General features: G+C 71.9%; 14 protein-coding genes, 2 pseudogenes and 1 riboswitch. Of the genes and pseudogenes, 3 read left to right on the forward strand and 13 right to left on the reverse strand.

The window, feature by feature from the left end:
- Positions 1-19: 19 nt before the first annotated feature.
- The 5 genes from LNW71_RS36410 to LNW71_RS05505 are packed head-to-tail and all read right to left on the reverse strand — an operon-like array spanning position 20 to position 7,201.
- Complete coding sequence (locus LNW71_RS36410) at positions 20-3,910, reverse strand: hypothetical protein (RefSeq protein ID WP_250967206.1); 3,891 nt, start codon at positions 3,908-3,910, stop codon at positions 20-22.
- Positions 3,907-4,338 (reverse strand): hypothetical protein, encoded by a 432-nt coding sequence (locus LNW71_RS05490; RefSeq protein ID WP_250967207.1) that lies wholly within the window; start codon positions 4,336-4,338, stop codon positions 3,907-3,909. The genes LNW71_RS36410 and LNW71_RS05490 overlap by 4 nt, the downstream gene beginning before the upstream one ends.
- A 16-nt stretch (positions 4,339-4,354) precedes the next feature.
- A complete protein-coding gene (locus LNW71_RS05495; RefSeq protein ID WP_250967208.1) occupies positions 4,355-5,566 on the reverse strand; it encodes a PQQ-binding-like beta-propeller repeat protein in 1,212 nt (403 codons plus the stop codon).
- Positions 5,563-6,582: a hypothetical protein gene (locus LNW71_RS05500; protein WP_250967209.1), complete on the reverse strand. Its 1,020-nt coding sequence runs from the start codon at positions 6,580-6,582 to the stop codon at positions 5,563-5,565. Before LNW71_RS05500 ends, LNW71_RS05495 begins: the two co-directional genes overlap by 4 nt.
- Positions 6,583-6,592: 10 nt before the next feature.
- A complete protein-coding gene (locus LNW71_RS05505; protein ID WP_308294460.1) occupies positions 6,593-7,201 on the reverse strand; it encodes a toll/interleukin-1 receptor domain-containing protein in 609 nt (202 codons plus the stop codon).
- A gap of 124 nt (positions 7,202-7,325) precedes the next feature.
- Between LNW71_RS05505 and LNW71_RS05510 the strand changes: the two genes are divergently transcribed.
- Positions 7,326-8,516: a helix-turn-helix transcriptional regulator gene (locus tag LNW71_RS05510; protein WP_250967211.1), complete on the forward strand. Its 1,191-nt coding sequence runs from the start codon at positions 7,326-7,328 to the stop codon at positions 8,514-8,516.
- 138 nt (positions 8,517-8,654) lie between these two features.
- Here LNW71_RS05510 and LNW71_RS05515 read toward each other — a convergent pair whose 3' ends face one another.
- From LNW71_RS05515 to LNW71_RS05530, 4 genes are all read right to left on the reverse strand, one after another.
- Positions 8,655-9,305: a thymidine kinase gene (locus LNW71_RS05515; RefSeq protein WP_250967212.1), complete on the reverse strand. Its 651-nt coding sequence runs from the start codon at positions 9,303-9,305 to the stop codon at positions 8,655-8,657.
- 50 nt (positions 9,306-9,355) lie between these two features.
- The gene (locus LNW71_RS05520) at positions 9,356-10,543 is read right to left on the reverse strand and encodes an alkaline phosphatase family protein (protein ID WP_250967213.1); all 1,188 of its coding nucleotides are present in this window, start codon (positions 10,541-10,543) and stop codon (positions 9,356-9,358) included.
- A complete protein-coding gene (locus LNW71_RS05525) occupies positions 10,543-11,139 on the reverse strand; it encodes a DUF5998 family protein (protein ID WP_250967214.1) in 597 nt (198 codons plus the stop codon). Before LNW71_RS05525 ends, LNW71_RS05520 begins: the two co-directional genes overlap by 1 nt.
- 92 nt (positions 11,140-11,231) lie before the next feature.
- Positions 11,232-14,192: a bifunctional GNAT family N-acetyltransferase/acetate--CoA ligase family protein gene (locus LNW71_RS05530; RefSeq protein WP_250967215.1), complete on the reverse strand. Its 2,961-nt coding sequence runs from the start codon at positions 14,190-14,192 to the stop codon at positions 11,232-11,234.
- Positions 14,193-14,364: 172 nt separating this feature from the next.
- Between LNW71_RS05530 and LNW71_RS05535 the strand changes: the two genes are divergently transcribed.
- Positions 14,365-14,646, forward strand: coding sequence for an HPr family phosphocarrier protein (locus LNW71_RS05535; protein WP_250967216.1), 282 nt, complete (start codon positions 14,365-14,367; stop codon positions 14,644-14,646).
- 179 nt (positions 14,647-14,825) lie between these two features.
- Here the strand turns inward: LNW71_RS05535 and LNW71_RS05540 are convergent.
- From LNW71_RS05540 to LNW71_RS05555, 4 genes and pseudogenes are all read right to left on the reverse strand, one after another.
- Positions 14,826-15,535: pseudogene (locus LNW71_RS05540) on the reverse strand (GntR family transcriptional regulator).
- A 232-nt stretch (positions 15,536-15,767) separates the two neighbouring features.
- Positions 15,768-16,565, reverse strand: coding sequence for a M23 family metallopeptidase (locus LNW71_RS05545; protein WP_250967217.1), 798 nt, complete (start codon positions 16,563-16,565; stop codon positions 15,768-15,770).
- Positions 16,566-16,578: 13 nt separating this feature from the next.
- Positions 16,579-16,742: riboswitch (cyclic di-AMP (ydaO/yuaA leader) on the reverse strand.
- A 211-nt stretch (positions 16,743-16,953) separates the two neighbouring features.
- Entirely contained in the window at positions 16,954-18,336 is a 1,383-nt protein-coding gene (locus LNW71_RS05550; protein ID WP_250971904.1) for a pitrilysin family protein, read from the reverse strand.
- 26 nt (positions 18,337-18,362) lie between these two features.
- Positions 18,363-19,732, reverse strand: a pseudogene (locus LNW71_RS05555) (M16 family metallopeptidase).
- A gap of 253 nt (positions 19,733-19,985) precedes the next feature.
- Between LNW71_RS05555 and LNW71_RS05560 the strand changes: the two are divergent.
- Entirely contained in the window at positions 19,986-22,436 is a 2,451-nt protein-coding gene (locus LNW71_RS05560) for a DNA topoisomerase IV subunit A (protein WP_250967218.1), read from the forward strand.
- The last annotated feature ends 1 nt before the right edge of the window (position 22,437 follow it).

Consider the following 22,437-nt stretch of genomic DNA (forward strand, 5'->3'; position numbering starts at 1 on the left):
CACCACGTCGCCCCCGTCTCTAGCTGGTCACACAGGGTGGGTCGTACGGCAGCTTGAAGAGGTACCGGCTCCATTGCTGCCTGCTCAGGGCGCCTGAGCTCGCGGCGCAGATACGGCTGATGGCGGACTCGACCCTCAGGTCCCAGAGCGTGGCCACGCCGTCGTCGGTGGTGGCGGCCAGGGTGCGACCGTCCGGGCTGAACGCCAGGACAGCGACGAATCCGGTCTCCACGGTCAACGGCCGGCCGATGGGGGTGGGACGGTCGGGATCGGTGACGTTCCACAGGTTGATGGTGCCGCTGTCGGTGTGGCCGGCCGCGGCGAGGGTGTGCCCGTCCGGGCTGAACGCCACCGACCACAGACTGCCGCCGGGCACGGTCAGGGGGCTGCCCCTGCGCGTGAGGTGGTGGGGATCGCCGGTATTCCACAGGGTGACGGTGCCGCGGCTGTTCCCGGTGGCGAGCGTGCGGCCGTCCGGGCTGAACGCCACCCAGGTGCGGGTGTCGGTCGGCTGGTCGATCGGCTCCCCGATACGGACCCCGGGGGCCGTCGTACTCCACAGTCCGACCTCGCCGTTGCTGCTGTCGCCGCCGGCCGCCAGCATCGTGCCGTCGGGGCTGAGCGCCAAGGATGCGACGGACTTCGTGTGTGAGTTGGAGACGCCGGGCTGGGTGACGGGGTGTGCGGGGTCGCTGATGTCCCAGACGACGATGCTGCCGACCGCGTTGTCACCGGCCGCGGCCAGGGTGTTGCCGTCGGGGCTGAACACCAGGGAGAAGATGAACCCGTTCGCCCCGGTGAGGGTCTCAGGGAGGGGAACAGGATGGCTGGGGTCGGCGGTGTTCCACAACGTGACGTTGCCATCACTGTCGCCGGCGGCAAGCGTGCGCCCGTCCGGGCTGAACGCCACGGCGTCGACCGCGTCCTTGGGGCCGGTGAGCGGATCACCGTGGGGAGCGGGGTTGTCGGGGTCGGCGGTGTTCCACAGTGAGACGGTCATGTTCTGGTTCCCTGCGGCCAGCGTGCGCCCGTCGGGGCTGAACGCCACGGATGCCACATTGCCGCCGGCGCCGATGATCCGGGTCGGCGGCAGATTCCACAGATCGACGTTGCCGTCACTGTTCCCGGCGGCGAGGGTGCGGCTGTCTGGGCTGAACACCACATCGGTGACCGTGTCGCCGGGACCGGTAAGCGGCCGGCCCAGAGGGCCGATGGCCCCGGGGTGCGTGACGTTCCACAAACGGATGGTGTGGTCGGCGCTGCCGGCCGCCAGGGTGTGACCGTCGGGGCTGAACGCCACCGACATGACGGGCTCGGCCGGACCCGTCAGCGGCTTGCCCAGGGGGGTGGGGTGGCCGGAGTCAGCGACCTTCCACAGGTGGACGTTGCCCTCTTTGGTTCCGGCGGCCAGGGTCCGGCCGTCCGGGCTGAACGCCAGGGAATGGACGGGGTGCCCGGCCTTCAGGGGACGGCCGCGGACGTGGTGGGCCGGGTCGGTGGTGTTCCACAGGGTGATGGTGCCGGCGCCGTCCTCGCATGCGGCGGCCAGGGTGTGCCCCCTGGGGCTGAACGCGATGCGGCGGGAGAAGACGTCGGGGCAGTCGAGGTTCAGGGGCGCTTTCGCGGGGCTGACGTCGTCGGGGTGGGTGACGTTCCACAGGCTGACGAGTCCGGCGTGCCATCCGGCGGCCAGGGTACGGCCGTCGGGACTGAACGCCAGCGATTCGATCGAGGTCATGGCGTCCATGCCCTGAATGGCGGGACTCTCCGGCCTGCCGAGCAGGACGGGGTGGCTGGGGCTGGTCAGACTCCACAGGTCGACGAATCCGCCGGAACCGGCGTCGCCGTTGTGGATGGTGTGGCCGCCGACGGCCAGGACCTGGCCGTCCGGGCTGAACGCGAGCGACAGGATCGAATTGACGGAACGGTCCACTGGCACGGGTCGGCCCAGTACCACCGGCCGGCCGGGATCGGAGACGTCCCACAGCCGGACGAGGTTCTGGTCGACGTTGCCGGCCGCCAGCATGTGCCCGTCGGGGCTGTAGGCCACGGTGTACACGGCGCCGCGCGGGCCTGGAAGCCGGGTGGCCAGCGGGGTGTTCTGGGTCGTGATGAGCCGGGACGCCGCGTCGGGGGTCGGGTCCATCCGGTAGGAGGTCAGCGCGAGTTGGGCGGACAGCGAGGGATCGGTCGGGCCCAGTTGCACGGATGCGGACGTGACGGCGGCGTTGATGGCCTGGTCGCGGGAGTGCAGGGCCTGGGTGGCGGCGTCCCGGGCGTTGGCCTCCTGCCGGAAGGCGAACACCGCGGCCAGCGAGGCGACCACGGCCAGGGCGGTGATGGTGGCGACCGCGGCGCGCCGGAGCCGTTGCCCGCGCCGCTGGTGGTGCCGGGAGGCTGCCAGAAACACCCGGGCGGCGCCGCTGACTTCCGGCCCGTGCGTCTCGGCCCAGGCGAGCGCGGCCTCCAGGCGGTTGCCGCGATACAGCGCGGCTGCCTCCCGGCCGGCCTGTTCCCAGAGCGTGGCCGCGTCTTCCAGATCCTGTCGTACGAGGTTCCCGCTGCGGTCGTGCTCGATCCAGTTCCGCAGCCGGGGCCAGGCGCGGATCAGTACCTCATGGGTCATCACCACCGTGTCCTGGTCCTGGGTCAGCAGCCGGCCACGGGTGAAGTCGTCCAGGACTCTGACGGCCGCATCCCGGTCCGGCGCGTGACGCAGCAACTCGTCGTACCGGACGCGCCGCCGGCTGTCGTCGGCGTCCCGTCCCACGATGACGAGCCGCAGGAACACCCACCGTGCGGCATCCTGGCAGGGCGGCGGCAGCGTGTCGTACAGCCTGTTCGCCGTGGTGGCGATGGCACCCTGGATGCCGCCGGTGACGCGGTACCCGTCCACGGTGAGCGTGTGGCCGTGGCGCTGCTGCCAGGTGGCCCGCAGCGCGTGTGCGAGCAGCGGCAGCCGGCCCGTGGTGCTCGTACCGACCGGCCCCCCGACCGTGCCCAGCTCCGTCAGCAGCACCTCGACCAGGCCGTCTTCCACGTCGAGGCCCACGCTGCCGGCCGGGCGGCGGATCGCGTCCTTGAGTTCGCCCTCCGTCATCGGCTCCAGCAGGACCGGCCCGGCTCGGAGCGCCGCCCGGAGCTGCGGATGGGCCGTGCACGAGGCATAGAAGTCCGCGCGCACGCCCAGCACCACGACCGCCCCGCCCGTGGGCCGGGCCAGCCGGTCGAGCACGTCGATGAACCACTGCCGTTCGGTCTCGTCGCCGCAGGCCGTGAAGACCTCCTCGAACTGGTCGACCACGACGACCAGGCCCGTGGAGCGGGTCTCCCCGGCGGGCGCCGGATCGCCGGCTCCGGTGATCTCGCGCAGCTCGGCAAGGCACCGTGCGGGATCGGCCCGCCACGCAGGCGCCGTGCGCCGGGCGGTCTCGGCGTCGAGCCCGGCTGCGGCCGCCAGTGCCAGGGCCGGGGATGCCGTCGGGGTCAGCAGCAGCCGCGGCCAGGTGCTCGAGCCCGCCACCGGAAGCCGGCCGTCGTCCAGGGCCGGCAGTACCCCGGCCGCGAGCAGGGACGACTTCCCGGCCCCCGAGGGGCCGATCAGCACGAGCGGGCCGCCCTCACGCTTCCGTGCGTCCATCCGCTCACACACGAGGTGAACCATGCGCTCACGGCCGTAGAACCACTGCTTGTACTCGTCGTCGAACGGGACCAAGCCCGGGTACGGGCACGGCACTTCGCCGGCGCCGGGGCCGGCCACGGTTCGGCGCCCCTCGTCACCGAGGCGAACGTGGAGGTCGCGGCCGGCCATGAAGGCGCTGCCGCCGCCGGTGACGCGGGCCTCCAGCCGTTTCGGCTGCCAGAGGGGCGGCTCCTCGGGGGGCGAGGTATCGGTGCTGCGCTCGGTCACGCCTGTCCGCCCCTGGTGACGGTCATGTCCCGGCCGGCCAGGAACGCGTCGCCGTCGGAAACATGCGCCTCCAGGGTCATCGAGCCCGTGATCTGCTGTTCCGGGGCTCCGGCAGTGCGCGGTTCGCCGCGGAGCAGCGCGCGCAGCTCGTCGACGGCGTCCGGCCGCGTGGCCATCAGCCGGATGATGCGGGCCTGCCACTCGGCGACCAGCAGTCGCTGGAGCTCCTCGCCGCCGCCCGTCTGCCGCGCCTGCAGCAACTCGCCGCGTGCATCGGTGAGTTCCTCCTCGACGCGCTCCGGGTGCGCGGACCGCCACAGCGCCAGGACCGAGGACTTGACCGCGCCCCAGCCGTCCGTCGCCAGCAGATCAATCAGGCGGGCCGCGGCCGCCGATGCCAGACCGGCGAGTTCCACACTCGTCTCCATGTCTTCTCCTTGTCTCCTACCGCCCGTGGGCCGCGATCGCGGTCATGGTCAGGTGGGAGGCGATGAACACGTGGTCGCCGCCCACCGTCCACATGAACCCCACGTCCGGCTGCCCGGGGTCCTTGTATCTCCACCGGGCCCTGCCGGTGGCCGCGTCGATGGCCCACAGCGTCTTGGCGCTGTCGGTGGCGAAGACGGTGTCGGCCGAGCACTGCGCGCTCCTGCCGGAAATCCTGGAGGCGGCGTTGAACAGGTTGGAAGTGCCCATATCGCTGGCCCCGTCGAGCGTCGCGACCCACTGGAGCGTGCCGTCGGCCGTGGCCAGGGCTGCAAGGTCGCTGCCGACCCCTACATAGACAGTCGCGCCGTCCGGGCTGGAGAACGGGGCGCCGATCTTGACCTGGTCCCCGTTCTTCGCGTCGAAGCGCTGATGCCACTTCTCGCTGCCGGTGGCCGCGTCGACGGCGAACAGCGTGTTGCCGCTGCCGCCGGCGAACAGGAACAGTCCGGCGGCGTAGCACGTCAGCGGCCAGCCGGTGGAGAAGTAGTACGAGCCGTGCGCGACGGATACCTTCCAGCCGCGGGCACCCTTCCTGCCGGCGTCGATCATCTGGACGCGGCCGGGTCTCTTACCCGGAACGGCCGAGGTGGCCAGCAGATGAGAACCGGAGGGCGGCACGAGCACGTTGTTGATGTCCGTGCCCTCGACCTGCCACAGTCTCTTGCCGGTCGAGGCGTTGAACGCACGGATGTAGCCGGTGGTCGGTGATTCGGCCGAGAACTTCCGGTCCAACTGAAGCACTTGCCCGCATACGTAGACGGTGTTCCCCGCGACTGCCACATAGTTGCTCGGGTACATCGCCACATGCTTGCCGCCGCCGGGATCGATGTCGGCAAGGTCGGTCGCCCACTTCGCCTTCCCGCCGGCTGCGTCGAACGCCGCCAGGACGCCTGACTGACTCGGTGTGTCGCAGAGCAGGTAGAACACTCCGTCCGCGTACGCCGTCGGGTGCGTGAGGCTGCTCGTGCCGAAGTCCCTGGTCGTGTTCAGCTGGGGGAACACGGGTTTTCCGGTCGCGGCGTCCAGGAAGGACGTGGCCGTGCCCGTGACCACCATGACCACCTTGTCGGACGCTTCCAGGCAGGTGGGGGCGTGCTTTCCGACGCCCGACCATGCCTTGACGGCGTCGGGCCCGGCCAGCACGGTCGGTTCCGGTTCGCCCGTCAAGGACGGCGACGCGGAGTGGGCGGACGAGGATCGCCCGCCTGACGGAGAGGCCGGCGGCGCGGCGGACCCGGGTCCGCCGGCCCGGCCGTCATGTGCCGGTGACGAGTCGCCGGAGACGGCGAGTGCCGCCGACAGTGACCGCCGACCACGGCCGCGCCCCCGGCCAGAGCGATGATCAGCTTCCGGCGGCTCACACCCGGGCCGGCAGCGATCTCCGGCGGCGGAGGAAGCGGGCCCCGGCCGCCACCCCCGGCGGATGCCGATCCCACGGCCGCGGTCGCGGCGGCCATGTCGGCGGTCACTGTCGGCGGCAGCCAACTGCCTTCCAGGGAAGGCATGTTCTGATGCTTCAGGTAGGCGACGAGTTGGTCCGCGGTGGGCCGGTCCGGCGGTTGCGGGTACAGGCAGCCGCCGATCACGTCGCGCAGCGACACGGGGAGGGCGCCCGTGTCCGGCTCGCCTCCGGAAGCCGCGAACAGCACGGTCGACCCGAGGTCGAACATGTCGTCCGTCGGTGAGGGTGCCGGACTCCCGGTGGCTGCCGCCATCGCCAGGACGGTGATGCGGGGGCCGTCCATGGTCAGCAGCACCGAGTCCGGGCTCACCTCGCCGTGGACGGTTCCGGCCGCGTGGAGTACGGCCAGCGCCCGGCCGAGGCCGTCGGCCAGCACTCGAAGAGCCGGTTCCGACAGCGGGCCGTGCCGGTCCACCACCTGCCGGAGCGGCAGTCCGGCGGTGAACCGGGTCGCCAGCCAGGGAACCGGCGCGTCGGCGTCGGCGTCCACCACCGGTGTGAGGAAGGCACCGGACAGTGTCCGTGCCGCTTCGACGGCAGCTCGGAACCTGTCCCGGAACCCCGGGTCCGCGGCGAGTACGGGCCCTGCGACCGTGACCGTGACGAGGAGCCCCTCGTCCGTGCGGGCCGCGAAGACCTCGCTCCCGCCGACCCTGCTCGGTCTTCCGAGCAGCGCGTACGGCCCGATCCGATGAGCGCCCTCTGCTCCGGGATGATCCATCGTCCGCCCCTCACGCCAGCCTGATCGTCTGATCACGGGCCGCCTGGTAGGCGCTGCCGCCGCCGGACACATGGGCCGTCATGGTCATGGACGGTTCCGGATCGCCGGCCGGCGCTGTGCCGTGCCCGGGTTCGGCGGCGGGGCCGGTACCGGTATCGGGCAGGAGAGCGGTCAGCGCGTCGCCCAAGTGCGCCAGCCCGTCCGACAGATGGGTCTCCGGAACGCGGAGAAACTGCAGTCCCGCCAGCTCCGCGATCTCGGCCGGCAGCGCCGAGGCTTCGGGCAGCGGCGTCGCGTCGCCCAGAAGGACCGGGACGACGCGGTTTCCCGCCCGCAGGGCTGTCGCGATCTCCAGGCGGACCCAGTCGTGATCCCGGTCCAGGAGCCGCACACCGTCCTCGCCCCGCGCGTCGAGCCACCCCGGCCCGATCAGTACGCACATGAGCTCGCACTCGGCGGCCTGCCGCCGCAGGATCTCGGCGAAATCGGCCCCCGGCGGTATCGACCGGCCCGACTTGAAGATCTCGTCGGCACCTAAGCGGTCGGACAGCGCGCGGTAGACGCGGTCTCGCATCCACCGGGAGTCCGGTTTGCGAAAGCTGAGGAAGATACGCGGCACAATTGCCCCCTCTCTGGCGAGCGTTGACGTCAGGGATCGTGCTCACCCTAGGGGCGGCTTACGCGCTCGGCGGCTATTCGCCGGGGATTGAATAGCGGCCGCAAGGCTCCGTACGCTGGCGGGTATGGATCCGGCGGACAGCGGGGCAGGAACGGTCTCGGCATCGGCCGGCACGCGTCTGCCGCCGGGCGATTTCGGCGTCGTCCTGGCCACACTCCGGGCGCGTCGGGGGTGGAGCGTGCGCGAGTTCGCCCGGCGTGCGAACGTGTCCGAAGGACAGGTCTGCAATCTGGAGAGCGGGTTGCGCAACCCGACGCCCGCTGTGGCGGCGGCTTGCGACGCGGCCTTCGGCGCCGGCGGGGAACTCGTCGAGCTGGCCGGGGCCGGCCGCCGCGGCGCCCGGTCCGAGGCTGTCGTCGAGGCCGGCCCCGTGGTCGCCGGATACGAGCGGGTCCTGTGGGAGCTGAAGAACATCGGCAGATCCACCGGACCGAGGTTCGTCACCGCTTCGATGAAGTCGATCACGCGGATCCTGACGGACGCCGGTCCGCACGCGGTCGGCGAGCAGCGGGCCGAGATCTGGCTGCTGGCCTCACGGTTCGCCGAATACACCGGGTGGATGGCACAAGAGGCGGCCGATCCCGCGGAGGCGTTGCGCTGGACGAATCTCGCCGTCCGCTGGGGCGCACTCGGCGGGGACGAAACGGTGGCCGCGTATGCCCTGGTCCGCAAGGCGTTCATCGCCCAGCACCGCGGTGACACCTGTGCGGCGATCGGACTGGCCGAGCAGGCGGCCGGGCACCCGGCGGCCAACCCGGTGATCCGCGCGCACGCCGCGCGACGCGCGGCCCAGGGGCATGCGCGCCGAGGTGATGCGGGGGCCTGCCGGGAGGCGCTGGAGCGGTTCGGGAGCCACGCCGCCGAGGTGGTCACCGACGACCGGACCCCTCACTGGGGCCCGCGCATCGAGAACGGCAACCCTCGGCTCATCGAGGCGTCCTGCATGCTCAGCCTCCGTCGCTTCGAGCCGGCCGCCGACCTGTTCGCCGCAGAGCACCGGCGCCGGTCGGCCGTCCCGGCGGACAGCAACTCCCAGACCCGCTTCGCGGTTAGGCAGGCGACGGCCCTGGCCGGTGTCGGCCGCCTCGACGACGCCTGTCAGATCGTCGAGGTCACGCTGCCCGTGATCCGGCGCATCGACTCGGCCACCGTCCGCGCGGAGCTGGGCCGTTTCGTGGAACAAGCCCGATGCCGGAGAGCAAGCCCGGGCCAGCTCGCCCTCATCGACGCATCGGCCGCCCTGGCGATCGGCTGACAGCCGCAAGGGAGCTGACAGCACGGACAGGTCCGGGCGCTGCGTCTCGGATCATGTGGCGCCGGACCGGCAGCTGTAAAGGGCCGCGTAGTCACCATGGCCGGCGTCGACGGCGCGGCACGCAGGTTCGTTCGGGGCTCAGGAGGAGGCGAACGGCAGGACGTCCGGCGAGAGCGCGCCGGCATGCGCGGCGGCGCTCGTCATGCGGCGGCGGTGATGACGTCGGCACAACACCTCGTAGCCGACTTGCGCGGTGGGCCGGCTCACGTCTCCGACGACCACCTGCTCACCCTCCATGACCATCTCGCCGCCCACCGTGCGGGCGTTGTGCGTGGCACGCGCCCCGCACCAGCACATCGCCTCGACCTGGAGGGTCTCGATCCGGTCCGCCAGCTCGATCAGCCGCTGCGAGCCCGGGAAGAGCCTGGTCCGGAAGTCGGTCGTGATACCGAAGGCGAAGACATCGAGGCCCAGGTCGTCCACGACCCGCGCCAACTGATCGATCTGCTCAGGCGCCAGGAACTGCGCCTCATCCACGATCAGGTAGTCGACCCTGTCACCCTGCGACATCCGGCCCACGACATAGGCGTACAGATCCATCCCCGGCGCCGCCTCGACAGCGTCCGTCACCAGACCGAGCCGGGACGACAGTTTCCCCTCCCCCGCCCGGTCATCGCGGGTGAAGACCACGCCCTGCAGACCCCTTGCCGACCGGTTGTAGATGCGCTGTAGGGCGAGTGTGCTCTTTCCGCAGTCCATCGTTCCGGAGAAGAACACAAGCTCGGGCATGAGGGGTCGAGCACCTTTCGGGACGGGCGGGGAGCGCGGTGCAGCAGAGGCTACGAGCGTACTTCGAGGAGGGGGACCAGCTGTTCGACGGGGGTCATCGAGCCGTGCATGCCGACCATCGCCGACTCGTTGGGCTCGTTGACGGAGGCGGTGATCACCACGTCGTCGTGGGCCGCCGCGACCACATCGCCGATCCTGCCGAGGACACGTTCGTCGATCCGGGGGCCGAACCAGCCCGCCTCGACGGCTTCCTCCCGGCTCGCCACCCAGAACTGCTCGCCGAGCACCTCGCGCCAGACGGTCAGCACATCGGCCTCGGCGCCCGGGACGGCGTACACGTGGCGGGCGCGGCCCTCGCCGCCGAGCAGCGCGACGCCCGCGCGCAGCTCCCAGTCCTCGTCGAAGTCGATCCTGGACTGTTCGTCGAACGGGATGTCGATCATGCCGTGGTCGGCGGTGATGTAGAGCGCCGAGCGCGGCGGGAGCTGCTCGGCCAGGCGCCTGGCCAGCCCGTCCACGTACATGAGCTGTCCGCGCCAGGCGTCGGAGTCGACGCCGAAGCGGTGCCCCTTGCCGTCGACCTCGCTGTAGTACGTGTAGACGAGTGAGCGGTCGCCCGCGGCCAGCCGCTCGGCCGCGACGTCCATCCGCTCCTCGCCGGTGAGCCGGCCGAGGAACGAACCGCCGCTGAGCGCGACCTTGGTGAGCGGGGTCTGCTCGAACGTGGGGGCGGAGACCTGGGCGGTACGCACTCCGGCCGCGTCGGCGAGCTTGAAGACGGTGGGGTACGGCTGCCAGACCTTGGGGGTGGTCCAGGGCTGCCAGCGGAGCTGGTTCATCAGCGCGCCGGTCTCCGGGTTGCGCACCGTGTATCCGGGCAGACCGTGCTCACCCGGGGGCCGCCCGGTGCCGACCGAGGCCAGCGAGGTGGCGGTGGTGGCCGGGAAGCCCGCCGTGATCGGGCGGCCCGTGCCGCCGCGCGAGGTGGGGAGCAGGGAGTGCAGGAAGGGGGCCTCGTCCGGATGGGCCCTGATCTGCTCCCAGCCGAGCCCGTCGATCAGGAAGACGCAGTTCCGGTCGGCGGGGGTGAGCTCGGGAATCGACGCCGTGAAGCCGGGGACTCCCTGCCCCGCGACGAGCGTGGGCAGCAGGTCGGCGAGCGAGCCGCTGCCGTACTCGGGCACCGGTGCGGTGTCGACGGGCAGCAGCACAGGGTCCTGCCAGGCCGGCTGGACCATCAGCGGCCGGCCGCCGGGGTCGCGGCCGTGGCCTCGGAGAGCGCCTGGGCGAAGGCGAGGGTCTGGCGCACGGTGTCGGGGCCGTCGCCTGCCTCGCTGACCCGCAGGCTCAGGTCGTCGGCGGTGGAACTGCCGGTGTAGCCGTGGTCGGCCTCGCAGTTGGCGTCGCCGCAGGCGGCGGGCTCCAGGTCGATCCGGGAGACCGCGCCCCAGCCGATGGTCAGGACGACCTCGCGGGGCAGCGTGCCCGGGACGTACTTCTCCGGGTTGGCCACGACCCGGCTGACCACGACCGAGGAGATCCGGTCGAGCTTGACCGACTCGGTGGAGGTGGTGGCGTACGGCGTCGGGGAGCTCGTGTCGGCGTTCTGCTCGTCGGTGTGGCTGACGATGAAACGGTTGTCCGTGAGCACCAGGACCGTGACGTGCCGGCGCACCTCGTTGGAGTCGAAGGTGGTCTCCTGGTGAACCAGGTACGAAGCGACCGGCTCACCGCCGACGGCGGCCTCCACCGCCTCGGCCACGAGGGCCGGGTAGTAGCCGCTGCGCTCGATCGCCGCGCGCAGCCCCTGGGTCGTCGTACCGGTCTTTGCCATACGGACCATCCTACGGGGGGCTGATGGCTGCCGGGGACGTCGTGCCCGCCCCGTGCCGGGCGGTGTCCGGGGGCGGCGCGGGCGCGGGCGGGTCAGTAGTTGGAGAGCCGGCGCGGGCCGATGTCGCTACGGGCCGGGGGCGGCGAGAGCCGGACGCTCGCCCCGAGCACGGTCAGACCCTGGGTCGCGACCACGACGGGCTCCAGGGCGATGGAGACCACCTCGGGGTGGTCGTCGACCAGCCGGGAGACCCGCAGCAGCAGTTCCTCCAGCGCCGCGGTGTCCACAGGCGCCGAGCCCCGCCAGCCGAAGAGGACCGGGGCGGCCCGGATGGAGCGGATCAGTTCGGCGGCGTCGCGGTCGGTGGCCGGCACCAGGCGGTGGGCGGTGTCGCCGAGCAGCTCCGAGGGCGCGCCCGCCAGGCCGAAGGAGAGGACGGCGCCCGCGGCCGGGTCGATGGTGGCCCGTACGACGGTGTCTACACCGCGCGGGGCCATGGACTGCACGACGGGCCGGAGCTCGGCGGGCTTGCCGAGGAGGCTGGTCAGTTCGCCGTACGCGTGGCGCAGTGCGGACTCGGTGGCGAGGTCCAGCCGGACACCGCCCAGGTCGGCACGGTGGCGCAGATGGGGTGCGGTGGTCTTCAGCGCCACCGGGTAGCCGAGCTGCGCCGCGGCCGCGGCGGCCGCCTCCGGGTCGGGGGCGGGCAGCGTCGGCCGGACGGTGATGCCGTAGCGGGCCAGCAGGGAGCGGGCCTCGTCGTGGTCCAGGGGCCGGCCGCGGGGGTCGGGGTCCTTGCCGAGCAGTTCCTCGATCAGGGCGGCCGCCCCCGGCTCGTCGATGGTGTCGTCGAGGAACTCGGGCACCTTGCCGGGCACCGCGGCCTGGCGTCGCCACTGGGCGTACTTCACGGCTTCGGCGAGCGCCCGGACCGCGCGTTCGGCGGCCGGGTAGGCGGGGATCCGGCCGATGACGCGCGTGCCCTCGGGGCCGGCCACCACTCCCCCTGGGGGCGTCGCCGGAGCCGGAGTCGCGGCGCCGGGCGCCGGGCCGGTGGCCGGCGGGGCGGCCGGCGCCGGGCCCGAGGGTGCTGGGGCGGTGGCGCCCGCGGGGCGCCCCCCTGCCGTGCCGTCGGATGCCGTGCCGCCGGGCGAGGCCGGGGCGGGGCGCTGCTGGGCCACCGTGCTGGTGGCGGCGGCCAGCGCCTCCGCCAGGCCGCCGATCTCCACATGGACCACGGCCACCGGCTTGGCCGGCCCCGCCGCGGCTGCCGCGTGCAGGGCGGTGGCCAGGACCTCGCCGTCGCCCGACTCCGCCTCGCCGTTCTCGCCCACCCACGGGATCGCCGTGACGACGACCGCGTCGCAGCCCTCGTCGGCCAGCGCCTCGGCCAGCGCGTCCCGGAAGTCCTGCGGGGTGGCGGCGGTGGTGAGGTCGCGGGGCGGGCGGGGCCGTAGTCCCTCGGCCAGGCAGGCGTCGTACGTGAGCAGGCCGAGGGACTCGGAGTTGCCGAGGATCGCGACGCGTCCGCCCGCCGGGAGCGGCTGGTCGGCGAGCAGCAGGCCCGCGTCGACCATCTCCGTCACCGTGTCGACGCGGATCACGCCGGCCTGGCGCATCAGGGCGGAGACGGTGGCGTCCGGGATGCGGCTGATGGGGACGGCGTGGCCGGGCGGGGTGGAGCCGCTGTGCCTGGCCCCCTTCACCACGACGACCGGTTTCACGGCCGCGGTACGGCGGGCGAGGCGGGTGAACTTGCGGGGGTTGCCGAGCGATTCGAGGTACAGCAGGGCGACGTCGGTGTCCGGATCCTCGTACCAGTACTGGAGGAAGTCGTTGCCGGAGATGTCGGCGCGGTTGCCGGCCGAGATGAAGGTGGAGAGGCCCGCGCCGCGCCGGTAGAGCCCGGAGAGCAGCGCGATGCCGATCGCGCCGGACTGGGTGAACAGGCCGATGCGCCCGGAGGCGGGCCGTTCCGGGGCGAGCGAGGCGTTCAGCCGGACCGCTTCGGAGTTGTTGATGATGCCGAAGGCGTTCGGGCCGATGATCCGCATGCCGTACGAGCGGGCCTGGCGCACCAGTTCGCGCTGCCGTTCGCGGCCCTCGGCGCCCCACTCGGCGTATCCCGCGGAGAGCACGACCAGTCCCTGGACGCCGTGTTCCCCGCAGTCGGCGACGGCCTCCGGCACCCGGTCGGCGGGTACGGCGACGACGGCGAGGTCGACGGGTTCGCCGATCTCGCCGAGGGAGCGGTGGGCGGGCACCCCGTCGATGGTGGCCTGTTCGGCCGCGAAGGCGCTGTTCACGGCGTAGGTCCGACCGGTGAAGCCCGCGCCCAGGAGGTTGCGCAGCACGGTGCGGCCGACCCCGCCGGGGTTACGGCCGGCGCCGATGACGGCGACGGAGCCCGGGGCGAGCAGCCGCTGCACGGACCGCGCCTCGGCGCGCTGCTCCCGGGCGCGCTGGACGGCCAGCGATTCGGCGGTCGGTTCGAGGTCCAGGGTGAGGTGGACGGAGCCGTCCTCGAAGCTGCGCTGCTGGGTGTAGCCGGCGTCCCGGAACACCTTGATCATCTTGTTGTTGGCGGGCAGCACCTCCGCGGCGAAGCGCCGGATGCCGCGCTCGCGGGCGACGGCGGCGATGTGTTCGAGCAGGGCCGAGGCCACCCCGCGGCCCTGGTGTGCGTCCTGGACGAGGAAGGCGACCTCGGCCTCGTCCGCCGGGGCCGAGGCGGGCCGCCCCTGGGCGTTGATCCGGTCGTAGCGGACGGTGGCGATGAACTCGCCGCCCACCGTGACGGCGAGTCCCACCCGGTCGACGTAGTCGTGATGGGTGAAGCGGTGGACGTCCTTGGCGGAGAGCCGCGGGTAGGGGGCGAAGAAGCGGTAGTACTTCGACTCGTCGGAGACCTGCTCGTAGAAGCTGACCAGCCGCTCGGCATCGTCCGTGGTGATCGGCCTGATCCGCGCGGTGCCGCCGTCGCGGAGCACCACGTCCGCCTCCCAGTGGTCGGGGTAGGCGTGATGCGGACTCTGCTCCGGAGAGGGCTGCATGGGCAAAGCCTACGGCTCGGTCAGCGGTCGCGTGGGTGCCGGGACCGGGGCAGTCTGGGGTTGCCGATCGACGGTACGGCGCGCCCTGCGGACGGGCCGCGGGTCGGCCGGAGCACCACGCACTGCATGAGAGACTGGTCTAGACAACCATTGATTCGTGAAGGGCAGAACCATGGCTGAGCGCCGCGTCAACGTCGGTTGGGCCGAGGGCCTGCACGCCCGCCCCGCATCCATCTTCGTCCGTGCCGCCACGGCCTCCGGTGTCCCCGTGACCATCGCCAAGGCCGACGGCAACCCGGTCAACGCCGCCTCCATGCTCGCCGTGCTCGGGCTCGGCGCGCAGGGCGGCGAGGAGATCGTCCTCGCATCCGAGGCCGAGAACGCCGACGCCGCCCTGGACCGCCTGTCCAAGCTGGTCGCCGAGGGGCTCGACGAGCTTCCGGAGACCGTCTGATCCCGGCCGGTCACGACCGCGGGAATTCCCGCACATGAGCCGCGGCACCCCTGACCCGGGAGCCGCGGCTTTTTCGTGCGCGCAAGAAGCCGGCCCGGCAGTGCATCCCGCCGGGTGGAATTCAGGGCAGCAGAAAGAAAGCCCCACCCAATAGCTGCTCTTTGTATACGGCGTAATTGTTAATGCCGGCCGCTCGGGGTGTTTACGGCATGTTGCGAAGTCCTCACCCGGCCGGCCCGGGGTGCGGCGACGGCACCCGGCCGGTCGGCGCGGCGCAGCCGGTGCACGGCCACGGCCCGCTCGGCGTGCTGGGCCGCCAGCGCCCTGGCCCGTTCCGCGTCACCGCGCGCCACGGCGTCCACGATGGCCCCGTGCTCGGCCAGGAGTCGGCCGGGCGGACCGGCTGGTCGACCGCGTACATCCAGGCGATCTTGTGCCGGAGCTGGGTGAGCAGAGCGATCAGGCCGGGACTGCCGGAGGCCTGGGCGAGCGTCTCGTGGAACCAGCCGCCCAAGGAGCGCAGATCCTCGCCCTCGCCCCGGCGGGCCCGCTCCTGACCCAGCCTGACCAGACCGCGCAACACCTTGAGGTGGGCGTCGGTGCGGCGCTGGGCGGCGCGGGCGGCGCCGAGCGGTTCCAGCAGCATCCGGACCTCCAGGAGGTCGGCGGCCTCCTGCTCGGTGGGCTCGGCGACACAGGCTCCGGCATGCCTGCGGGTGACCACGAAACCCTCGGACTCCAGAGTGCGCAGCGCCTCCCGCACCGGGACTCGGGAGACCCCGTAGCGGCGCGCGAGCACCTCCTCGGTGAGTCGGCTGCCGCGCTCGAAGACACCGGAGACGATGTCGTCACGGATTGCCGTGCATACCGAATGCGCCGGAATGCGCATGTCCGAACCTCCGCCTTAATCCCCGCGAAACGCGGCCGATCGACGCCTGTCCCGTGACTCTATTGCAATGCGGTCGCATTTCCGATGCCGGGTGTAAATTCATGAATATCTTTTGGTCACCGAGGCGTTCGGCAACGGGTGCCGCGCGGTTCTGCCGGGAGGACCCGGCGGCCGGGTACGACGAAGGCCCCGGCGGGTTGCCGGGGCCTTCGTCGAGGGTTCTTCGCGTGGGTCAGACGGTGACGCCGTGGGAGCGCAGGTAGGCGACCGGGTCCATGTCGGAGCCGTACGACGGCGTGGTCCGGGCCTCGAAGTGGAGGTGCGGCCCGGTGGAGTTGCCGGTGGAGCCGGAGAGGCCGATCTGCTGCCCCTGGCCGATGCTCTGGCCGACGGAGACCCCGATCGAGGAGAGGTGGCCGTACTGGGTGTACGTGCCGTCCGTCATCCGGAGCACGATGTTGTTGCCGTACGCACCGCCCCAGCCCGCCTCGACGACCGTACCGGCGCCGACGGCGACGACGGTGCTGCCGGAGGCTGCGTGGAAGTCGATGCCGGAGTGGCTGCCGGAGGACCAGAGCGAGCCGCTGGACTTGTAACCGGTGGTCACGTACGAGCCGGCGACGGGGAGCTGGAAGGAGCTCAGCCGGGTGCGCTCGGCGGACCGGGCGGCACGCGCCTTGGCCTCGCGGGCCGCCTTGGCCCGGGCAGCCGCCTTCGCCTCGGCCTTGGCCTTCTTGGCCGCGGCCTTCTTCTTGGCCTCGGCCTTCGCCTTCGCGGCGGCGTCGGCCTGGTGCTGCTGCGCGTCGGCCTGCGCGGCGATCCGGTCGGCGAGGGTGTCCTCGATGGTGATGACCTGGGAGAGGCCGGTCGCACCGGCGGAGGGGGTCTCGGTGTCCGCGGCGAGGGCCGGAGAGGCCAGGGAGCCGATGACGCCGGTGGTGGCCAGGGTCGCGATGCCGACGGCCTTCGCGCCGCAGCGCGTCAGACGGCTCGGGGCACGGTGCTTCCCGGTGGCACGGGTGAACGCCATGAAGTGGCTGGTCCTTTCCTTCCTTCTCGCCTACCGGGTTAGCTGACGGGTTCGGAGCAGGAAGGTCTCCTACGGATCCCCGGCCTCGCGGAGGCAGGCATCCGATTCACCCCAGGGACTGCGTGGGTCCCCGGCTCCCCGGGCTCGCGCCTGACGGGGACTCGGCGATGGCTGCCCGGTACGTCGCGGTTGCGGCATACGAGTGACGGACAGCGGAGCCGACCGTAAGCGGGTGCACTTCCCCGCACCAAACGGACAGCCGGTTTTGTAGCGCATCCCACAGGGCAGACAGGCAACCTCTCCCACAAATCAGACAAAAGGGAAGGCCCTGGCGGCAGATGGCCCGCCAGGGCCTTCCCTTTGCCCCGTTATCGGGGGAAGAGGCCGGTCAGCCGGTGACGACCGAGACCTCTCCGATGCCGAGCGCCCTGACGGGCACCTCGATCTGCGAGGCGTCCCCGACGAGGACCGTGACCAGCCGGTCCCCCGGGAAGGCGTTGACGACGGCCGCCGTCGCCTCGACGGTGCCGGTGTCCGCGAGGCGGGCGTACAGCTGCGCCTGGTAGTCGTCCGGGAGGTGCTGCTCGACCTGGTCGGCGAGGGTGCTCGCGACGGAGGCGGCGGTCTCGAACTTGAGCGGCGCGACGCCCACGAGGTTCTGCACGGCCGTCTCGCGCTCGGCGTCCGTCAGGCCGTCGGCGGCCAGCGTCCGCAGCACCGTCCACAGGTCCTGAAGCGCGGGGCCGGTGGACTCCGTGTCCACCGAGCCGCTGATGGCGAGCATCGCGGCGCCGGTGGCACCCGAGGCGGAGTCCCGGGCCGAGGAGCGCAGCACCTGGGCGAAGGCACGTACGCCGTAGGTGTAGCCCTTCTCCTCGCGCAGCACCCGGTCGAGCCGGGAGGTGAGCGTGCCGCCCAGGCAGTACGTGCCGAGCACCTGGGCCGGCCAGACACTGTCGTGCCGGTCGGCGCCGATCCGGCCGATCAGCAGCTGCGTCTGGACCGCGCCGGGGCGGTCCACGATCACCACGCGGCCGGTGTCGTCGGCGGTGATCGGCGGGACGGGACGGGGCTCGGCGGTGTTACCCGACCAGTCGCCGACGGTGTCGGCGAGCAGCGCGTCCAGGTCGATGCCGGTGAGGTCGCCGACGACCACGGCGGTCGCGGTGGCCGGCCGGACGTGGGCGTCGTAGAAGGCGCGCACGGCCGCGGAGTCGATCCGCTCCACGGTCTCCTCGGTGCCCAGGCGCGGGCGCGACATGCGGGCCGTGGCCGGGAAGAGCTCCTTCGAGAGCTGCTTGGCGGCGCGCCTGGCCGGGTTCGCCTGCTCGTGCGGGATCTCGTCCAGCCGGTTGCTCACCAGCCGCTCGATCTCGCTGTCGGCGAAGGCCGGTGCCCGCAGGGCCTCGGCGACCAGACCGAGCGCCTTGGCCAGCCGGGAGGCCGGAACCTCCAGGGAGACCCGGACGCCGGGGTGGTCGGCGTGGGCGTCCAGGGTGGCGCCGCACCGCTCGAGTTCGGCGGCGAACTCCTCGGCACTGTGCTTGTCGGTGCCCTCGGACAGGGCCCGCGACATGATCGTGGCCACGCCGTCCAGGCCCTCGGGCTCGGCGTCCAGCGGGGCTTCCAGGAAGATCTCGACCGCGACGACCTGCTGGCCGGGGCGGTGGCAGCGCAGCACCGTGAGGCCGTTGGGCAGCGAGCCGCGCTCGGGCGCGGGGAAGGCCCAGGGCCTGGCCGCGCCGGGGGTGGGCTGCGGGTGGTAGTCCATCGAAACTCCAGTCGCGGCAGCGTCGGTCACTTGTCCGCTCCTTCGTGCGCGTCGGTGTCGTCGGCAGCGCCGTCGTCCGCCCCTTCGGCGGGTTCCGCCGGTTCGACCGGCTCGTAGACCAGCACCGCCCGGTTGTCGGGCCGCAGCTGGGCCTTGGCGGCCGTCCGGACCTCAGCCGCGGTGACGTCGAGCACCCGGTGCACGGCGGTCAGGGCGAGCTGCGGGTCGCCGAACAGCACGGCGAACCGGCACAGTTCGTCGGCGCGGCCCGCGACCGTGCCGAGACGGTCCAGCCATTCGCGCTCCAACTGGGCCTGGGCGCGTTCCATTTCCTCGGGCGTGGGGCCCTCCTCGGCGAACCGGGCGAGCTCCTCGTCGACCGCGGCCTCGATCTGCGCCACCTCGACGCCGCCGGACGTCTTGACGTCCAGCCAGCCGAGCGAGGGCGCGCCGGCCAGCCGCAGCAGCCCGAATCCGGCCGCGACGGCCGTCCGGTCGCGGCGGACCAGGCGGTTGTGCAGCCGGGAGGACTCGCCGCCGCCCAGCACGGTCAGCGCGAGATCCGCGGCGTCGCACTCACGGGTGCCGTCGTGCGGCAGCCGGTAGGCGGCCATCAGCGCACGCGCCGGAACCTCCTCGCGGACCTCCTCGCGCAGCTGGCCGCCGATGACCTCGGGCAGCGCGCCGTCGCGCGGCGGCTGCTTGCCGTCGTGCGAGGGATGGTGCCGAAGTACTTCTCGATCCAGGCCAGCGTCTGCTCGGGGTCGATGTCGCCGACGACCGACAGCACCGCGTTGTTGGGCGCGTAGTACGTACGGAAGAAGGTCCGGGCGTCCTCGAGGGTCGCGGCGTCCAGGTCGGCCATCGAGCCGATCGGGGTGTGGTGGTAGGGGTGGCCCTCCGGGTAGGCGAGGGCGGTCAGCTTCTCGAACGCGGTGCCGTACGGGACGTTGTCGTAGCGCTGGCGGCGCTCGTTCTTGACGACGTCGCGCTGGTTGTCCATGGACTCCTCGTCGAGCGCGGCGAGCAGTGAGCCCATCCGGTCGGCTTCGAGCCACAGGGCCAGCTCCAGCTGGTGCGTGGGCATCGTCTCGAAGTAGTTGGTCCGCTCGAAGCTGGTCGTCCCGTTGAGCGAACCGCCTGCCCCCTGGACCAGCTCGAAGTGTCCGTTCCCCTTGACCTGGCCCGATCCCTGGAACATCAGGTGCTCGAAGAGGTGAGCCAGACCGGTGCGCCCCTTGACCTCGTGGCGCGAGCCGACGTCGTACCAGAGGCACACCGCGGCGACCGGGGTCAGATGGTCCTCGGAGAGCACCACGCGCAGGCCGTTGGCCAGACGGTGCTCGGTCGCTGTCAAGCCGCCGGAGCCGGCCTGGGCTGTGGCCGTGTGACCCATGGGCATGTACGTCCCTTCGATCGCGATACTGGATTTGCTGCGAGACCTGCCACTGTAAGCAAGCGCACCGACACCTGGCGAAGTTCCCGTGCCGCACAAGTCAGCGGAAATGACCGCTCCGACCCCCTCGGGACGGGTGGAGAACCCCGTTTGGGACGGGTCGAGGTCGGCGTTGTCAGTGCGGCGGTCCACAATGGTCCGCGTCAGAACCTGAGGTTGCCCGAACAGAATCCGTGAAGGAGTCGCAGCAGCGATGGCCCGCCGCAGCACGAAGACCCCGCCGCCGGACGACTTCGAGGAGAAGATCCTCGACATCGACGTCGTCGACGAAATGCAGGGCTCCTTCCTTGAGTACGCGTACTCGGTGATCTACTCACGGGCCCTGCCGGACGCCCGTGACGGCTTGAAGCCGGTGCACCGCCGCATCGTTTACCAGATGAACGAGATGGGCCTGCGCCCGGAGCGCGGCTATGTGAAGTGCGCCCGCGTGGTCGGCGAGGTCATGGGTAAGCTGCATCCGCACGGAGACGCGTCGATCTACGACGCGCTGGTGCGGATGGCACAGCCGTTCTCCATGCGGCTCCCCCTCGTCGACGGGCACGGAAACTTCGGCTCGCTCGGAAACGACGACCCGCCGGCCGCCATGCGGTACACCGAGTGCCGGATGGCCGACGCGACGTCGTTGATGACGGAGTCGATCGACGAGGACACCGTCGCCTTCCAGTCGAACTACGACGGCCAGGAGCAGGAGCCGGTCGTCCTACCGGCCGCCTATCCGAACCTCCTGGTCAACGGCACGACCGGGATCGCCGTCGGCATGGCGACCAACATGCCGCCGCACAACCTGGGCGAGGTCATCGCCGCCGCCCGTCACCTGATCAAGCATCCGGGCGCGGACCTGGAGACCCTGATGCGGTTCGTCCCCGGTCCCGACCTGCCGACCGGCGGCCGGATCGTGGGTCTCGCCGGCATCAAGGACGCCTATGCGGCCGGCCGCGGCTCGTTCAAGATCCGTGCCACCGTCGCCGTGGAGAACGTCACGGCGCGCCGCAAGGGCCTGGTCGTCACCGAACTGCCGTTCAGCGTCGGCCCGGAGAAGGTGATCGCCAAGATCAAGGACCTGGTCTCGGCGAAGAAGCTCCAGGGCATCGCGGACGTCAAGGACCTCACCGACCGCTCGCACGGGCTGCGCCTGGTCATCGAGATCAAGAACGGCTTCGTACCGGAGGCCGTGCTGGAGCAGCTCTACAAGCTGACGCCGATGGAGGAGTCCTTCGGCATCAACAACGTGGCACTGGTCGACGGACAGCCGCTCACGCTGGGCCTCAAGGAGCTCCTGGAGGTCTATCTCGACCACCGATTCGACGTGGTGCGCCGGCGCAGCGAGTTCCGCCGCACCAAGCGCCGCAACCGGCTGCACCTGGTCGAGGGGCTCCTCGTCGCGCTGATCGACATCGACGAGGTCATCCGCCTCATCCGGTCGAGCGACAACTCGGCGCAGGCGAAGGACCGGCTCATCGAGCACTTCTCGCTGAGCGAGACGCAGACGCAGTACATCCTCGACACCCCGCTGCGCCGGCTCACCCGGTTCGACCGGATCGAGCTGGAGAGCGAGCGGGACCGGCTCAACGCCGAGATCGACGAGCTGACCGCGATCCTGGAGTCGGACACGGAGCTGCGCAAGCTCGTCTCCACGGAACTGGCGGCGGTCGCCAAGAAGTTCGGCACCGACCGTCGTACGGTGCTGCTGGAGTCGGCCGGTTCTCAGGTCGCCGCGGTACCGCTGGAGGTCGCGGACGACCCGTGCCGGGTGCTGCTGTCCTCGACCGGTCTGCTGGCCCGCACGGCCAACGGCGATCCGCTCGTCTTCGCCCCGGACGCCAAGCGGGTCAAGCACGACGTGATCGTGTCGGCGGTGCCGGCCACGGCGCGTGGTGACATCGGCGTGGTGACTTCGACGGGCCGGCTGATGCGGCTCGCGGTCATCGATCTGCCACAGCTGCCGGACACCCACGCGGCGCCCAACCTCTCGGGCGGGGCGATGGTCGCCGAGTTCCTCACGCTGGAGGCGGACGAGGAGGTCATCTGCCTCACCACGCTCGACGAGGGCTCGCCGGGGCTGGCGATCGGCACCCTGCAGGGCGTGGTGAAGCGCGTGGTGCCCGACTACCCGGCCAACAAGGACGAGCTGGAGGTCATCACCCTCAGGGACGGTGACCGGATCGTCGGTGCGGCGGAACTGCGTACCGGCGAGGAGGACCTGGTCTTCATCACCTCGGACGCGCAGCTGCTGCGCTACCCGGCGGCGCAGGTGCGCCCGCAGGGCCGTCCGGCCGGTGGCATGGCGGGCGTCAAGCTCGCGGAGGGCGTGGAGGTGCTGTCGTTCGCCCCGGTGGATCCGGCGGTGGACGCCATGGTCTTCACGGTCGCCGGTTCGCACGGCACGCTGGACGACTCCGTGCTGACGTCCAAGTTCACCCCGTTCGACCAGTACCCGCGCAAGGGCCGGGCGACGGGCGGGGTGCGCTGCCAGCGGTTCCTGAAGGGTGAGGACGTCCTGGTGTTCGCCTGGGCGGGCCCGACACCCGCCCGCGCCGCACAGAAGAACGGCGCTCCGGCCACCCTGCCCGAGCCCGATCCGCGGCGCGACGGTTCGGGGACGCCGCTGGAGAGCCCGGTCGCGGTGATCGCCGGCCCCGTGTAGC

Origin of the sequence: Streptomyces sp. RKAG290 (assembly GCF_023701695.1) — a bacterium.
In the GTDB taxonomy this organism is placed as follows: Bacteria; Actinomycetota; Actinomycetes; order Streptomycetales; family Streptomycetaceae; genus Streptomyces.

Excerpts from the sequence above, each read along its gene's own strand:
- LNW71_RS05490 (WP_250967207.1), bottom strand. The coding sequence starts at position 4,338 with ATGGAGACGAGTGTGGAACTCGCCGGTCTGGCATCGGCGGCCGCGGCC.
- LNW71_RS05550 (WP_250971904.1), bottom strand. The coding sequence starts at position 18,336 with ATGGACTACCACCCGCAGCCCACCCCCGGCGCGGCCAGGCCCTGGGCC.
- LNW71_RS05525 (WP_250967214.1), bottom strand. The coding sequence starts at position 11,139 with ATGGCAAAGACCGGTACGACGACCCAGGGGCTGCGCGCGGCGATCGAG.
- LNW71_RS05500 (WP_250967209.1), bottom strand. The coding sequence starts at position 6,582 with ATGGATCATCCCGGAGCAGAGGGCGCTCATCGGATCGGGCCGTACGCG.
- LNW71_RS05530 (WP_250967215.1), bottom strand. The coding sequence starts at position 14,192 with ATGCAGCCCTCTCCGGAGCAGAGTCCGCATCACGCCTACCCCGACCAC.
- LNW71_RS05535 (WP_250967216.1), top strand. The coding sequence starts at position 14,365 with ATGGCTGAGCGCCGCGTCAACGTCGGTTGGGCCGAGGGCCTGCACGCC.
- LNW71_RS05510 (WP_250967211.1), top strand. The coding sequence starts at position 7,326 with ATGGATCCGGCGGACAGCGGGGCAGGAACGGTCTCGGCATCGGCCGGC.
- LNW71_RS05560 (WP_250967218.1), top strand. The coding sequence starts at position 19,986 with ATGGCCCGCCGCAGCACGAAGACCCCGCCGCCGGACGACTTCGAGGAG.
- LNW71_RS05545 (WP_250967217.1), bottom strand. The coding sequence starts at position 16,565 with ATGGCGTTCACCCGTGCCACCGGGAAGCACCGTGCCCCGAGCCGTCTG.
- LNW71_RS05520 (WP_250967213.1), bottom strand. The coding sequence starts at position 10,543 with ATGGTCCAGCCGGCCTGGCAGGACCCTGTGCTGCTGCCCGTCGACACC.
- LNW71_RS05515 (WP_250967212.1), bottom strand. The coding sequence starts at position 9,305 with ATGCCCGAGCTTGTGTTCTTCTCCGGAACGATGGACTGCGGAAAGAGC.